The following is a 14,574-nucleotide window of genomic DNA, read 5'->3' on the forward strand; positions in this document are numbered from 1 at the left end:
GTGTTCACGCCGGGAAGAACACCTCGACGATGCGGTTGACCACCCGCACACCGTAGCTGGGGACCGACACCGTCTCGTCGTCCAGGCAGATCCCGGTGCGCAGCGCGAAGACCTGTTTACCCAGCGGCGAGGCGACGGTGGGTTCGCCCCCGCGGTCGCCGGTGAGTCCCCGGGAGAGGACCGCGGCGCGACCGAACGGATCGATGTTGCCGATCGCGTACAGGCGGGAGCGCCCGGGCGCCGCCTCGCGATCGGACTCGGCGGCGGGCAGACGGAACAGCGCGGCCTGCACACCCTCGGGACCCAGCACGGCGACGCCGCGACCGACGATCAGGTCGTCGATCAAACAAGCGCGCACCCAGCTCCCCTCACACTCCGTGGCGGCGCCGGTGGGTGTCGTCTCTGCGGACATGGTGTCGGCCTCCCCTGGCGCGATGGTCATGTGGGCACTCCTTCTCTCACCGGTCGCTCGCTCACTCCATCGGGGCCCGACGGAGCGGTCGCACCCGGACGGACCGCCGGCATGTCGAGCAGCACCGGCGCCTTGCGCTCGTACTCGGAGAACCGGATCGTCGGGTCGACGACATCGGGCGCATTCACGAACGAGACGAACCGCTTCAGCTTGTCCTCGTCCGCGAGCACCGCGGCCCACTCGTCCTGGTAACCGCCGACGTGGCGGGCCATCGCCTCCTCGAGTTCGGCGGCGAGCCCCAGGCTGTCCTCACACACCACGTCCTTCAGATGGTCGAGACCACCTTCGAGCGACTCCAGCCACGGCGCCGTGCGCTGCAGTCGATCGGCGGTTCGGATGTAGAACATGAGGTACCGATCAATGTAGGCGACGAGGGTCTCGTCATCCACTCCGCTGGCGAGCAGCACCGCATGCTTCGGGCTCTGGCCGCCGTTGCCGCCGACGTAGAGGTTCCAGCCGTGCTCGGTGGCGATGACGCCGACGTCCTTGCCCCTCGCCTCGGCGCACTCGCGGGCACATCCCGAGACCCCGAACTTGATCTTGTGGGGTGAGCGCAGTCCGCGGTACCGCTTCTCCAGGAGCACGGCCATGCCGACCGAGTCCTGCACGCCGTACCGGCACCACGTCGAACCGACGCAACTCTTCACCGTCCGCAGGCTCTTGCCGTACGCCTGCCCCGACTCCATCCCGGCGTCGACGAGGCGCCGCCAGATCTCGGGCAACTGATCGACGCGCGCACCGAACAGGTCGATCCGCTGCCCACCGGTCACCTTGGTGTACAGCCCGAAGTCGCGCGCGATCTCACCGATCACGATCAGCTGCTCGGGCGTGACCTCGCCACCGGGCATCCGCGGCACGACCGAGTACGAGCCGTTCTTCTGCATGTTCGCCAGGAAGTGGTCGTTGGTGTCCTGCAGCGCGGCCTGCTCGCCCTCGAGGATGTGGTCGCTGGAGGTCGACGCGAGGATCGACGCGACCGTCGGCTTGCAGATCTCGCAACCCTGCCCGCTGCCGTACCGGTCGACGAGTTCGGAGAACGTGCGGATACCGGTCACCGCGACGATCTCGAACAGCTCGGCGCGCGACTGGGTGAAGTGGTCGCACAGCGACTTGCTCAGTTCGACCCCGGACGCGGCGAGCAGTTGCTTGATGCTGGGCAGGCAGCCACCGCAGGTGGTGCCGGCCGAGGTGCAGCCCTTGACCGCGGCGATGTCGCACGCGCCGTCGGCGATCGCCGAGCAGATGGCACCCTTCGAGACGCCGTTGCACGAGCAGATCTCCGCGTCGTCGGGCAGTGCGTCCATACCCACCGCAGCGCCGCCCTCGGGTGCGATGAGGGCCGCCGGGTCGCCCGGGATCTCCCGGCCGACCATCGGCTTGAGCATCGCGTAGGCCGATGCGTCGCCGACCAGGATTCCGCCGAGCAGCGTCTTCGCGTCGTCGCTGACGACGATCTTCGCGTACCGGCCGGCGACCGCGTCGTGGTAGGTGATCTCCAGCGCGTTCTCGGTGGTGCCGAACGCATCCCCGAAGCTGGCCACGTCGACGCCGAGGAGCTTCAGCTTCGTGGACAGGTCGGCACCGGGAAATTCCGACGTCCCGCCGAGCAGACGGTCGGCGACCACCTCGGCGGTCGAGTAACCGGGGGCGACGAGGCCGTAGCAGCGGCCTTCGACGGCGGCGACCTCGCCGATGGCGTAGACGTTCTCGTCGTCGGTTCCACAACCGGCGTCGACGAGCACGCCGCCGCGCTCGCCGACGGCCAGTCCCGCGTCCCGAGCGAGCTGATCGCGCGGTCGGACGCCGGCGGAGAACACCACGAGCGAGGCGTCGATCGTCGACTCGTCGGACAGCGTGACCCGCAGGCCGCCGTCCTCGGCGTCGGCGATCTCCGACGTCCCGATCCCGGTGTGGACCTCGAGTCCGAGCTCGGTCACCAGGTTCTTCAGGATCGCGCCGCCACCCTCGTCGACCTGCATCGGCATCAGACGCGGGGCAAACTCCACCACGTGCGGGGTCATCCCCATGAGCTTGAGTGCGTTGGCGGCCTCGAGTCCGAGCAGGCCGCCGCCGACGACCACACCCGTCGCACCCGGACCGGCGGCCTCGGCCGCGGCCCGGATGTCGTCGAGGTCGTCGAGGGTGCGGTAGACGAAGCACCGGTCGTTGTCGTGGCCGGGAACCGGCGGGACGAAAGCGTAGGAACCGGTGGCCAGAACGACTGCGTCGTAGTCGATCTCGCGACCGCTCGAGGTGACGACCCGGCGGGCGTCTCGATCGATGCCGGTGACGGTCTCGCCCAGATGCGTGACGACCCGATCGTCCCCGGCGTACGTGTTCCCCTCGAGTGCGAGAGAATCCCGAAGCCAGGCACCGACATACGAGGACAGCCCCACCCGGTCGTAGGCCGGGTCGATCTCCTCGCTGACGATCTCGATACGCCACAGGTCGGTCGCGTCACGCTCGCGGAGCGCCTGGACGAAGCGGTGACCGACCATGCCATGGCCCACCACCACAACTGTCTTGGTTGTGCGCGTTGCGGTTTCGCTGTTCACTGCTCTTTGCTCCCTTGCCTCGCCGGTCCCGTGAGGATCAGGCCAGCGCTTCCTTGGTTGCCTGCTTGTCGGTGCCCTCGGCGGCAGCACCGGTCGATGCGGTCCCGTCGACAGTCGGTGCCGTTTCGTCATGGGCACCGGTGACCGCGAGATCGGTGGTCTCCGCGATGACGATCGGGCGCCGGGCGTAGAACCACCAGGTCACGACCGCTGCCAGGACGTAGAAGAGCATGAACACCCAGAAGGCCATCGTCGCCGACTTGTTGGACTGGTAGCTGGCGCGCAGCACCAGGTTGATACCCACACCGCCGAGACCGCCTGCGGCACCGGCGATCCCGATGAGCGCGCCGGACATGCTCCGCGACCACTTCGTCTTCCCGAGCGAATTCAGTCCGCTCTGCGCCTGCGCCTTGTGCTCCCAGATGGTCGGGATGATCTTGTAGACCGACCCGTTGGCCAGGCCAGAGAGCAGGAACAGCAGGATGAAGCCGATGATGAAGGCCGTCAACGTGGCGCCGGTGATCGTCTTGCCGTTGTTGTCGGCGATCGTGCCGGCGACCACGAGGATCGCCGCGGAGAAGACCATCGCGATGAAGGTGTACAGCGTCACCTTGCCGCCGCCGACGCGATCGGCCAGTTTTCCGCCGTAAGGACGGATGACCGACCCCAGCAGCGGACCGATCCAGACGATCTGCGCTGCTGCCAGCGCCGGCTTCGCGACTCCGGCCTCGGTGAAGCTGATGTTGAGGACCTGGCCGAACGCGAACCCGAAGCCGATGAAGGAACCGAACGTACCGATGTAGAGCAGGCAGATCAGCCACGTGTCGCGGTACTTGAGGCAGTCGAGCATCGCCCGGCCGCTGGCCGTCTGGTGGTCCAGGTTGTCCATGTAGAGGGCGGCACCGATACCGGCGACGGCCAGGGCGACCAGGTAGATGGCGCACACGATCTCGGGTTGGTCGGCGGCGAGCCAGATGACCAGCAGACCGATGACCTGCACGACCGGCACGCCGATGTTGCCGCCGCCGGCGTTGAGTCCGAGCGCCCAGCCCTTCAGCCGTTGCGGGTAGAACGCGTTGATGTTGGTCATCGACGACGCGAAGTTGCCGCCACCGAAACCGGTGATGGCCGCGACGGCGAGGAACCAGCCGAACCCGAACTCGCCCGGGTTCATCATCAGCATCATCGTCAGCCCGGTCGGGATGAGCAGCACGACGGCGGAGAAGATCGCCCAGTTGCGGCCGCCGAACTTGGCGGTGGCCTGCGTGTACGGGATACGCAGGCAAGAACCGACCAGCGTCGCGGTGGCGGCGATGACGAACTTCTGGTCCATGCTGATGCCGTACTCAGGGCCCATGAACAGGGCCATCACCGAGAACAGGGACCAGATCGAGAATCCGACATGCTCACAGATGACCGACCAGATCAGATTGCGCTTGGCGATCGCGGCATTGCCGTTGTCCCAGGCGACCCGGTCCTCCGGGTCCCAGTCGGTGATCGTGTGGTCCCGTGTCAGTTGTGCTCTGAGATCTGCGAATGCCAAGGCTCCGCCTCCGATGGTTGCTGGTCTACGTGGTGTCACTGCCGTGCACAGGGCTGCGTGCAGTGGTGGCTGTCGTGGAAGACGCCGACACCGGTGTCGTGCGACTCGAGACCAAGTGTGGAGGGGGCGTGTTGCGCGGATTTTCCGCGAGGTGACCGCATCGTCACGTTGTCCTCACTCCGTCACACGGGCGTTGTGAGAACCCTGTCAGCGGTCAGTCAGGGCTGTGAGCTGCGGTTATACGAGTAAACGTACATGTTCGACGACTCGCTGCAACCCGGGCAGTGCGCCCGAGGTCGACCGCGGGTGCAGCGCGTGGACGGCCAACCGGAACATCGTCGCCCGCAGCATCATCTGCGGCCACTCGGGCTGATCCGACCATCGCTGGATGAGTTCGGTGTCGGCACCACCCCACGCCAGGGCGTCGACCACCGCGACCGCCGCCGCCCACGGGGCGGGCCGCCAATACGGGACGATGTCGGTGATCCCCGGGGCCGCGGCACCGGCGAACAGCACCGTGCCGAAGAGGTCACCGTGCACGACCTGAGACGGCAGGTCCACCGGCTTACGAAGCTTCGCAAGGGTTTTCAGCATGTCGACGCTCTGCACACCGTCGGGTGCGGTCGGCTCGGCCATACCGGCGGCCCGGGCCGAGCGCAGCGGGACGTCCTCCCAGGCGGCACGATCGGCCGCGGTGAACACGTCGACGTCGGTGTGCGGCGGAGCAGGCGGCTGCAGCAGGAACCGGGGCCGTTCGAGCGAGGCGGTCGCCTCGTGCAGCCGGTCGGCGACCAGGACGACCTCGTCGTGCCGCGGTTCGGGCGTCCCGGCGATGTAGGTGTCGGCCCGCCAGCCCGACACCACATACCGGCCGTCGGTGGCGCGGAACGGACGCGCGATGCGCATCCCCTCCACGAACAGGGATTCGCGCACCGACGCCGACCACGCGGCGCGCGCGTGGTCGGGAACCAGTGAGAGCACGACTTCGCCGACACGCCACCCGCCGACCCACGATTCCCCCATCGCGATGGGCGGGTGGGCGGTGAGCCCGAACGTGTTCAACACGTGTCCGGGCGGCTCGACGGTGTTCACGTCGGCCAGATTACCGAGCGCGGTAGTCCGTTTCCGGAAGGCACGCGGCAACCACCCGCACCGACGTGCGGATCGATGACCGGGCTCAGTAGACCGGCAACGTCTTGTCGACCTGGTTCGCCCACGCGGTCACGCCGCCCTGCAGGTGCGTGGCGTCGGCGAAACCGGCTCGCTTCAGCGCAGCGAGCGCCTCGGCGGACCGGATGCCGGTCTTGCAGTAGAGCACGGTGGGCCGGTCCTGCGGCACCTTGGCGAGACCCTCGCCGGAGAGGATGTCGCCCTTCGGGATGAGGGTCGCGCCGTCGATGCGGACGATGTCCCATTCGACGGGCTCCCGGACGTCGATGATCGCCAGCTTCTCGCCCGCGTCGATCTTCTGCTTGAGTTCGACGGCGGTCAGCGTCGACCCCGCGGCGGCGTCGGACGCCTCCGAGGAGACGACACCGCAGAAGTCGTCGTAGTCGATGAGACCGGCGATCCGCTCACCCTCCGGATCCTTGCGGATCTTGATGGTCCGGTAGGTCATGTCGAGGGCGTCGTACACCATGAGACGACCGAGGAGGGGCTCGCCGATCCCACAGATCAGCTTGATGGCCTCGGTGCCCATGATCGATCCGATCGAGGCGCAGAGGATGCCGAGTACACCGCCTTCGGCGCAGGACGGCACCATCCCGGGCGGCGGTGCCTGCGGGTAAAGGTCGCGGTAGTTGAGACCGCGGCCGTCGGGGGCGTCCTCCCAGAAGACCGAGGCCTGACCCTCGAAGCGGTAGATCGACCCCCACACGTAGGGCTTGTGCGCGAGGACCGCGGCGTCGTTGACCAGGTACCGGGTCGCGAAGTTGTCGGTGCCGTCGAGGATGAGGTCGTACTGCGAGAACAGTTCGATCGCACCCTCGGGCTCGAGCCGCTGGTCATGCAGGTTGACGGTGACGAAGGGGTTGATCTCCAGGATGGAGTCCCGCGCGCTCTCGGCCTTGGGCCGGCCGATGTCGGACTGGCCGTGGATGACCTGGCGCTGCAGGTTGGATTCGTCGACGATGTCGAACTCGACGATGCCGATCGTCCCGACGCCCGCCGCAGCGAGGTACAGCAGTGTCGGCGAACCCAGTCCGCCGGCGCCGATCACCAGCACCTTGGCGTTCTTCAGACGCTTCTGACCGTCCATCCCCACGTCCGGGATGATCAGGTGACGGCTGTAGCGGGCCACCTCTTCGTTGCTCAGTTCCGCGGCCGGTTCCACCAGCGGCGGCAGCGACCCTGTGGGCGACCCTTGCGATGACACGAACGCCTCCATTGTTCGGGCTGACTACGTACCCCCGGCACAACGGATGAGTCCGCGGCGGCATTCCCGGTCAGCGGGTGGGGAACGGCCAGGGATTGGGACGGCACACGAAGGTCCGGTTGGCCTTCATCTGTGGGTCGAGAGCCATGATCTCGGAGTTCGCGACGCCGAAGGACTGCTGCATCATGATCGGCGCGAGCGCGCCGTCCTCGCGGCACGCCTCGTGCGCCTCGTAGCCGATGCCGTGACCGACCTCGTGGTTGATGAGGTACTGCCGGTAGGCGACGTCGTCACCCTGATAGGACAGCGCACCGCGCACCCATCGGGCTTCGTTCAGCGTGACCCGCGCCTGCGGCGGGTAATAGCACGAGGTCTCCAGGCGGATCTGGTAGCCGCACAACTCGCGGGTGGTGCCGGTCGAGGTGAGCGAGATGCGGAGGTCGGGTTCGCCGCGGTCGACACGGCGGAAGGACACGCGGCCGTCGCCGATCCAGCTGCGCGGGTTGGCGAGCGTCGTGTCCACCATCTTCGCGAAGGTCGGGTCACCGCCGTAGTCCTGCGGGTTGAGGCCGTTCTCCACCTCCACCGTGTAGGTGTACACCTGCCCGCCGGTGCCGACGGGCGGACCGCCGCCGCGCAGGACCCGGAACGTCTTGCGGGCCCGGTCGGTGAACGGGCCGCCCTGGGGCAGCGTCCCGGCGGGCAGCGCGGCCGCCTGGATGTCGCCGGTGGGGGCACCGATCGGGCGGGTCTCCTTGCTGATGTCGGTGTTGCGCGCCGCGGAGTCGGGGCTGGCGGCCGCCGCCGGCTCGAGCGCATCGGTCCGGCCGTCCCGGATGGTGACGACGATCAGCGCGATCGTCAGGATCGTGAGCACCGGGATCGCATAGGCACGCCACCCATAGGTCGAGACGAACCGCCCGAGCGCCGACTGCTTCTTGTATTCCGGCTGGGCATCGCGGTCGACGCGGGGACGTCCGCTGTCGTCGGTCGGGTCCCAGCGCGCTCGTAGCGGCTGGTCCGGTCTGGGGCGTCCCGACGATCTCGGGCCGACATCCTTGGCACGCACCCGGCCACGCTCGGACCCGGGGCCACCGTCCTCTGTGCGGCTCACCGGTCAACTTTCTCACAGCAGACCACCGATACTGCGCAGGAAGCTCCGCCGAGTACTCTCTTGGGCATGTCGACCGCAACCAACGCGTCCGCCGTGCCCGGCCGCAGCACTCGCCTGCCGCGCAGCGCACGACGTATGCAGTTGCTCGACGCGGCCAGTGAGATCTTCGTCGAACGCGGCTACCACGCGGCCGGCATGGATGAGATCGCGGTGCACGCGGGAGTGAGCAAACCCGTTCTGTATCAACACTTCCCGTCGAAGCTCGACCTCTACATCGCGGTCGTGGACAGCCACGCCGAGAAGCTGGTCAGCGACGTCAACACCGCCCTGCGGACGACCACCGACAACCTCAAGCGCGTCCGTGCCGCGGTCCAGGCCTTCTTCGACTTCATCGATCAGGACAACTCGGGCTACCGGTTGATCTTCTCCTCCGACGCCTCCGATCCCGCCGTCATCCGCCGGGTGGAGGGCGCGACCGAGGCGTGCGTCGACGCCGTGTACGGCCTGGTCATGCACGATTCCGGTCTAGATCCGTACCGTTCGCGGATGCTCGCGTCGGGGCTCGTCGGTGCCAGCCAGGTCAACGCCCGCTACTGGCTCGAGGCCAAGCGCCCGGTCGACAAGCAGACCGCCGTGGACACCACGGTCGCTCTCCTCTGGGGCGGGTTGTCGCACTTCCCGCGACAGACGGCGTCGGCTGACGCGCAGCCGGTTGTCGAGCCGAGTGTGGCCGACGCGCAGCCGGATGCGACCGGCGCCGGGAGCGAGCCGAGCGGGCCGACTGTCAACGGCACCGCCTGAACCACTTGCGGCACGAGAAGGGGCCTGCACGCCATCCGGCGTACAGGCCCCTTCTCGTCGATCTGGTTGTGCGGCCGGTCAGGAACCGAATCCGACGCGGCGGTTCTCCGACGCGCCCACCTCGACATAGGCGATCTTGGTGACCGGGATGAGGTAGCGGGCGCCCTTGTCGTCCACGAGGGACAACAGCTGCTGCTTGCCACCCAGTGCCGCCTCGACCTCGGCGAAGGCCTTGTCGCTGGTCAGGGTCGACGCGATGGTGAGCTCCCGCGGGCTGTCGGTGATGCCGATCTTCACTTCCACGGCCATGTGCCGCCCTCCTCGGTGTCTGTCAACGCTTGCCGCACAAGGCTAGTGCAGCCGGGGTACGGCGGGACAGCCACTCCGCTCAGAGCGAAACACCGTCGGCCGAGACCGCCGTGGTCAGGTCCGGGTCAGGCGAGGCCGAGGTCGGCCATCCGCTCGGCGTGTTTGCCGGCGACGACGTCGAAGAACCCGGCGACGCCGGTCAGCGAACTGGCCCCGGCGAAGAGCAGATCGGTGACCTCTTCCTCGGCGGCGAGAACCCACTGCGCATGGGTGATGGCCTCGCCGAGTAGCCGGCGGCCCCACAGCACCAGGGCCGATTTGATCGACGGGTCGGCCTCGACCGCCGCCCGGACCTGGTCACGGGCGAACTGGGAGTTGGCGGTTTCCGACATCACCTCGGCCATCACGGCCTGCGAGTCCGGCGGCAGCATGTCGGAGAGCTCGGCGTAGAAGTCGGCCGCGAGTCCGTCGCCGACATACGCCTTGACCAGCGCCTCGTACCAGGTCTTCGGCGTCGTCGCGCGGTGATACTGATCGAACACCGAACGGTAGCGCTCGACGGCTTCCGCGGCGCCGAGGCCGGTCATCGCCTCCACCCGCTCGGCGAGCCGGTCGAAGTGGCCGACCTCGGAGGCCGCCATCCGGGCGATCGCGATGCGGCTGGGCACATCCGGCGCCATCGCCGACTCCTCGATGAGCCGGTGGAACGCGGCGAACTCGCCGGCGAGCAGCACGGCGAACAGCTTCCCGATCGCCGAATCCCGCATCTCGGCCGACGCCACCGAGGTGGACGTCGCAGGTGACGGGGTCGACTCGGACGGGTCGGATGCAGGCGCCATGAGGTGATGGTAGCGGGCCGCCGCGGGGCACCAAGTACACTCGACGGCGGTGCACTCCGACGGGACCCCCCGTCGCTTGCCCGCTGAGCTGCGCGTGGAGCGCGTGCTCGCCGGCGCGAGCGTGTGGATGTGACGACGGCGTTGCTCGCCGAACTGCGAGTTCCTCGCGATACCCGGTCACATCCCCGGTGCCACTACGACATATGCGCGTGCACTTTCGAGCCTTCTCCGTGCGCGCACCGAAACACATCGCGCGCAGACCGGCCCAGAAAGGCACACAACCGCACATGAGCGATTCCGCCGTGCAGACGACCATCGTCGACGACACCCACACCGCCCCCACCTTCGCCGAGCTCGGCGTCGACGACCGTATCGTCTCGGCCCTTGCCGCAGACGGCAAGACCCACACCTTCGCGATCCAGGAACTGACCCTGCCGCTGGCGCTCGAAGGCCACGACCTCATCGGCCAGGCCCGCACCGGCATGGGCAAGACCTTCGGTTTCGGCATCCCGCTGCTGCACCGGCTCGCCCATGCCGAGGAGTCCGGGGTCCGTCCGCTGGACACCACGCCCCGCGCGCTGATCATCGTGCCCACGCGCGAGCTGTGCGTGCAGGTGACCGGCGATCTCCAGGTGGCGGCGCCGTCGCTCGAGGTCACCCTGGCCGATGGCACGAAGCGCCCCCTGAAGGTCACCTCGATCTATGGTGGCCGTCCCTACGAGTCGCAGATCGCCGAACTGCAGTCCGGCGTCGACGTCGTGGTCGGCACCCCGGGCCGGCTCCTCGACCTCGCCCAGCAGGGCCACCTCGTCCTCGGCAAGGTGTCGATCCTGGTCCTCGACGAGGCCGACGAGATGCTCGACCTCGGCTTCCTGCCCGACATCGAGCGCATCATGTCCGCATTGCCGGCGCCTCGTCAGACGATGCTGTTCTCGGCGACCATGCCCGGTCCGATCGTCACCCTGGCCCGCACGTTCCTGAACCGGCCGACCCACATCCGGGCCGAGAACGCCAACGACTCCGCGGTCCACGACCGCACCAAGCAGTACGCCTACCGGGCGCACGCGCTGGACAAGGCCGAGCTCGTCGCCCGCATCCTGCAGGCCGAGGGTCGCGGCGCCACGATGATCTTCACCCGCACCAAGCGCACCGCGCAGAAGGTCGCCGACGACCTCGCCGAGCGCGGCTTCAAGGTCGGCGCGGTCCACGGCGATCTCGGCCAGGTCGCCCGCGAGAAGGCGCTCAAGCGGTTCCGCGACGGCACCATCGACGTGCTGGTCGCCACCGACGTGGCCGCCCGCGGCATCGACATCGACGACGTCACCCATGTCATCAACTACCAGTGCCCCGAAGACGACAAGACCTACGTGCACCGCATCGGCCGTACCGGTCGCGCCGGGCGCACGGGTATCGCGGTGACCCTCGTCGACTGGGACGAGCTGCACCGCTGGGAGCTCATCGACAAGGCGCTGAACCTCGGTATCCCCGATCCGCCGGAGACCTACTCGACGTCGGAACACCTCCGGTCGGACCTGTCGATCGACGAGTCGAAGACGGGCCGGATCGCCGCCGCCAAGCCGCCGCGCGACCCCGACGAGACCCGGGAGACGCGCGCGGACCGCGAGCCGCGCAAGCGCTCGACCCGCACCCGCCGTCGCACCCGGGGCGGACAAACGGACGCCAATGGGACGTCCACCGAATCGGCTGCCGAGTCCGCGACAACCGAGACCACGACGACCGAGTCCGGCGCCGACGCCGGAACGCCTGCCGCCGACGGCACCGCGAAGCCGCGCCGCCGTCGTCGTCGCCGCGGTGGCGCCAACCGCAAGCCCGCCGGCGAGCAGACCGCCGCGTCCGACGCCGGCGCGCCGGAGTCCACAGCAGCTGTCGCCGACTGACCACCGGCTGACCCGCGTGGCACGAGTCAGGCCCGAACGGCGCCGCCCGATCGATCTCGCGGTCACCGCGGCCATCGTGGTCGTCGTCGCGGCCCTGTGCGTCACCGCCTGGGCCCTCAGCCCGGTTCGCCACACCGTGAGCGTGCCGGCCGCGGCCGAACCCGCCGCGGTGCAGCCGGCACAGTCTGTGCCCGCGAGTTTCGTCGCACGCTGGCGGGCCGACTCCGACGCCACCCGCGCCCCGGCGATCGGCACCTCCGCCGTCGTCACCGGGAACGGCGGACGGGTCGTCGGGCACGACCCGGCCACCGGTCGCGAACTCTGGTCGTACAGCCGCGATCTCGACCTGTGTGCGGTCGGTACCGCCTGGACCGGGAGCGCCGATATGGCGCTGGCCGTGTACCGCAACAGCCGCGGTTGCTCGGAGGTGACCGCTCTCGATGCGGGCACCGGCAGCCGGAAGGGCGCCCGCACCAGCGACGCCGACCCGGAGGTCCGGCTCGCGACCGACTCGGGGTACGTCGTCGCGCAGGGCCCCCGCCGGATGGAGACCTGGGGTTCCAATCTCGTTCGCGGAATCGAATACGGCCGGGTCGAGGCGCCGGTCCGACCGGAGGACGCGCCCGATCGCGTCGACTGCGAGCTGTTCTCGTCGGTGGTGTCGGGAGACCGCGTGGCCGTCGTCGAACGCTGCGCCGACGACCCCGGGTATCGGCTCACGGTCCTCGGCGCGGTACTCGGCGACGACGAGAAGGTCGAACAGTACGGGTCGACCCTCATCACCGGCGACGTGAGCGGACCGCCGCCCGTGGTCATCGCGATGTCGTCGTCGGGGATCGCCGTGTACGACGGTGGCGCCGCACCGGCCGAACCGCCCACGTTCGACGCCGAGAGCGGGCCGGCGATCCGCCGGTTCGACACCGACGCGAACGCGGCGGGGACCAACACCGTCGCAGGCGACTCGACGCCACCCGCCGGCAGCGCCCCGATCTCCTCCGACGGGATCGTCACCTACTGGACCGGGAAGGCGACCGTCGTCCTGAATGCCCAGACACTGAATCCGATCTACCAGGTCCCCGGCACATTGGGACCCGGCCAGATGATGGCGGGACAACTCCTGCTGCCGAGTACCACCGGGATCAGCGTCCGCGACGTCGCGACCGGCCGGGAGATCCGGTCCATCCCGCTCGCCCGGAGCGAACCGGCCGCGCCCGTGGTGAGTCTGCGTGTCCTCGGCGACATCGTCGTCGAACAGCACGGACCCCGGATCGAGGCCTTCGGTCCGGGCTGACCCCCACGGCCCCCCGGACCTCAGACCCGACTCAGACCTCGAAGGTGCCGACCTCGGCGCCCGCCTCCCAGTGCTTCCACAGATTCTCGGCGAGCGCGCGATATGCCGTCGCGCCCTTGTTCTTTCGCCCCCGCATGACCGACGTCCCGGATGCGGAGGCCTCGGCGAAACGCACTGTGCGCGGGATGGGCGGGTCGAGCACCGGCAGGTCGTACCGATCGGCGACGTCGGCGAGAACGTCGCGGCTGTGCGTGGTCCGGGCGTCGAAGAGGGTGGCCACCGCACCCAACATCGTGAGGTTCGGGTTGGTGATCTGCTGGACCTCCCGGACCGTGCGCAACAACTGTCCGACGCCGCGATGGGCGAGCGTCTCACATTGCAGCGGCACGATCACCTCGTCGGCCGCGGTGAGACCGTTCAGCGTGAGGACACCGAGCGACGGCGGGCAGTCCACGATCACGACGTCGAAGTCCTCGCTCACCTCCGCGAGTGCACGCTTGAGGGCATACTCCCGCCCGGGGCGCATCAACAGCAGCGCCTCGGCGCCGGCCAGGTCGATGGTCGCCGGCAGCAGGGTGACCTTGTCCTCGGTGTCGAGCAGGACATCGGCGATCTCCTCGTCACCGAGCAACACGTCGTGGACCGAGGAGGTGAGCTGATCGGGATCGTGCCCGAGCGAGAAGGTGAGACACCCTTGCGGGTCGAGATCGACGACGAGGACGGAGACGTCGAGATCGGCGAGGGCGGCACCGAGGGACTCCACCGTGGTGGTCTTGGCGACCCCACCCTTCTGATTGGCAATCGCGAGGATGCGCGTCATGCGCCCTACTGTACGACCGCCCGGGCGTGGATCGTCGGATGAGAGTCCACCTCGGCCGCGCGGCGTACCCGGACGGAGGAGAACCGGCCGGAGGAGGATGTCAGCGCTCGGGTTCGAGTTCGTCGGCGAGCCATCTCATGGACGCCGGACTGAACAGCATCACCAGGACCGCGAGCGCCGCGAGTGCCAGCGGCACGCCGAACACCGGCCATCCGCTCGTGAACAGGTAATACGCCACCGGCAGCAGCAGGATCTGCGCCACCATGGCGATCGAACGTCCCCACCGCCGCCCCGAGAGCAGCGCCAGACCGCCGACCAGCACTCCCCCGCCGATGATGCCGAACCAGGCCGCGGTGCCGTAACCGCTGATGGTGGTCTCCTCGTGCCCGGCCAGGCCGCGCACGACCAAGATCACCGCGACCGCAACACCGGCCAGCCCCTGCAGCGTGGTCACCGCACCGGCGATCTTGATCTGGCGCGGGGTCACCGACGGATCGGTATCGGACTCCGGACGGCCGTTCTCGGTGCTCACCGTCCCAGGATATTTGGTCCCCCCGC

General features: G+C 68.8%; 13 protein-coding genes. 3 read left to right on the forward strand and 10 right to left on the reverse strand.

Annotated features, from left to right (window positions below; genetic code table 11):
• Positions 1-4 precede the first annotated feature (4 nt).
• The 6 genes from AMD30_RS10170 to AMD30_RS10195 form a co-directional block, all read right to left on the reverse strand.
• Complete coding sequence (locus AMD30_RS10170; protein ID WP_055475543.1) at positions 5-442, reverse strand: nitrite reductase (NAD(P)H) small subunit family protein; 438 nt, start codon at positions 440-442, stop codon at positions 5-7.
• On the reverse strand, positions 439-3,027 hold the full coding sequence (nirB, locus tag AMD30_RS10175; RefSeq protein ID WP_083229296.1) for a nitrite reductase large subunit NirB: 2,589 nt from the start codon (positions 3,025-3,027) through the stop codon (positions 439-441). Before nirB ends, AMD30_RS10170 begins: the two co-directional genes overlap by 4 nt.
• Before the next feature lie 37 nt (positions 3,028-3,064).
• Positions 3,065-4,570: a nitrate/nitrite transporter gene (locus tag AMD30_RS10180; protein WP_055475545.1), complete on the reverse strand. Its 1,506-nt coding sequence runs from the start codon at positions 4,568-4,570 to the stop codon at positions 3,065-3,067.
• Positions 4,571-4,807: 237 nt separating this feature from the next.
• Positions 4,808-5,662 carry a TIGR02569 family protein gene (locus AMD30_RS10185; RefSeq protein ID WP_055475607.1) on the reverse strand — a complete coding sequence of 285 codons (855 nt, stop codon included), beginning with the start codon at positions 5,660-5,662 and terminating at the stop codon, positions 4,808-4,810.
• Positions 5,663-5,747: 85 nt separating this feature from the next.
• A complete protein-coding gene (gene moeZ / locus AMD30_RS10190) occupies positions 5,748-6,956 on the reverse strand; it encodes an adenylyltransferase/sulfurtransferase MoeZ (RefSeq protein ID WP_055475546.1) in 1,209 nt (402 codons plus the stop codon).
• Between the two features lie 58 nt (positions 6,957-7,014).
• Complete coding sequence (locus AMD30_RS10195; protein WP_055475547.1) at positions 7,015-8,058, reverse strand: DUF3152 domain-containing protein; 1,044 nt, start codon at positions 8,056-8,058, stop codon at positions 7,015-7,017.
• Between the two features lie 66 nt (positions 8,059-8,124).
• On the opposite strand from AMD30_RS10195, the gene AMD30_RS10200 reads away from it, so the two are divergent.
• Positions 8,125-8,859: a TetR/AcrR family transcriptional regulator gene (locus AMD30_RS10200; protein ID WP_055475548.1), complete on the forward strand. Its 735-nt coding sequence runs from the start codon at positions 8,125-8,127 to the stop codon at positions 8,857-8,859.
• 78 nt (positions 8,860-8,937) lie between these two features.
• Here AMD30_RS10200 and AMD30_RS10205 read toward each other — a convergent pair whose 3' ends face one another.
• Positions 8,938-9,168, reverse strand: a complete 231-nt coding sequence (locus AMD30_RS10205) for a DUF3107 domain-containing protein (RefSeq protein WP_004023442.1) — start codon at positions 9,166-9,168, stop codon at positions 8,938-8,940.
• Positions 9,169-9,293: 125 nt separating this feature from the next.
• Positions 9,294-10,007 (reverse strand): ferritin-like fold-containing protein, encoded by a 714-nt coding sequence (locus AMD30_RS10210; protein ID WP_083207443.1) that lies wholly within the window; start codon positions 10,005-10,007, stop codon positions 9,294-9,296.
• Positions 10,008-10,294: 287 nt separating this feature from the next.
• On the opposite strand from AMD30_RS10210, the gene AMD30_RS10215 reads away from it, so the two are divergent.
• Together AMD30_RS10215 and AMD30_RS10220 are read left to right on the forward strand one after the other, a co-directional pair.
• The gene (locus tag AMD30_RS10215) at positions 10,295-11,905 is read left to right on the forward strand and encodes a DEAD/DEAH box helicase (RefSeq protein ID WP_055475609.1); all 1,611 of its coding nucleotides are present in this window, start codon (positions 10,295-10,297) and stop codon (positions 11,903-11,905) included.
• A 16-nt stretch (positions 11,906-11,921) separates the two neighbouring features.
• Positions 11,922-13,196 carry an Rv3212 family protein gene (locus AMD30_RS10220; protein WP_055475549.1) on the forward strand — a complete coding sequence of 425 codons (1,275 nt, stop codon included), beginning with the start codon at positions 11,922-11,924 and terminating at the stop codon, positions 13,194-13,196.
• A 31-nt stretch (positions 13,197-13,227) separates the two neighbouring features.
• On the opposite strand, the gene AMD30_RS10225 is transcribed toward AMD30_RS10220, so the two are convergent.
• Both AMD30_RS10225 and AMD30_RS10230 read right to left on the reverse strand, forming a co-directional pair.
• Positions 13,228-14,016: a ParA family protein gene (locus AMD30_RS10225; protein WP_055475550.1), complete on the reverse strand. Its 789-nt coding sequence runs from the start codon at positions 14,014-14,016 to the stop codon at positions 13,228-13,230.
• Positions 14,017-14,116: 100 nt separating this feature from the next.
• The gene (locus AMD30_RS10230; protein ID WP_055475551.1) at positions 14,117-14,548 is read right to left on the reverse strand and encodes a hypothetical protein; all 432 of its coding nucleotides are present in this window, start codon (positions 14,546-14,548) and stop codon (positions 14,117-14,119) included.
• Between the last annotated feature and the right edge of the window lie 26 nt (positions 14,549-14,574).

Origin of the sequence: Gordonia sp. HS-NH1, from assembly GCF_001418765.1 — a bacterium.
In the GTDB taxonomy this organism is placed as follows: domain Bacteria; phylum Actinomycetota; class Actinomycetes; order Mycobacteriales; family Mycobacteriaceae; genus Gordonia.

Excerpts from the sequence above, each read along its gene's own strand:
- AMD30_RS10170 (WP_055475543.1), bottom strand. The coding sequence starts at position 442 with ATGACCATCGCGCCAGGGGAGGCCGACACCATGTCCGCAGAGACGACA.
- moeZ (WP_055475546.1), bottom strand. The coding sequence starts at position 6,956 with ATGGAGGCGTTCGTGTCATCGCAAGGGTCGCCCACAGGGTCGCTGCCG.
- AMD30_RS10200 (WP_055475548.1), top strand. The coding sequence starts at position 8,125 with ATGTCGACCGCAACCAACGCGTCCGCCGTGCCCGGCCGCAGCACTCGC.
- AMD30_RS10205 (WP_004023442.1), bottom strand. The coding sequence starts at position 9,168 with ATGGCCGTGGAAGTGAAGATCGGCATCACCGACAGCCCGCGGGAGCTC.
- AMD30_RS10210 (WP_083207443.1), bottom strand. The coding sequence starts at position 10,007 with ATGGCGCCTGCATCCGACCCGTCCGAGTCGACCCCGTCACCTGCGACG.
- AMD30_RS10215 (WP_055475609.1), top strand. The coding sequence starts at position 10,295 with ATGAGCGATTCCGCCGTGCAGACGACCATCGTCGACGACACCCACACC.
- AMD30_RS10225 (WP_055475550.1), bottom strand. The coding sequence starts at position 14,016 with ATGACGCGCATCCTCGCGATTGCCAATCAGAAGGGTGGGGTCGCCAAG.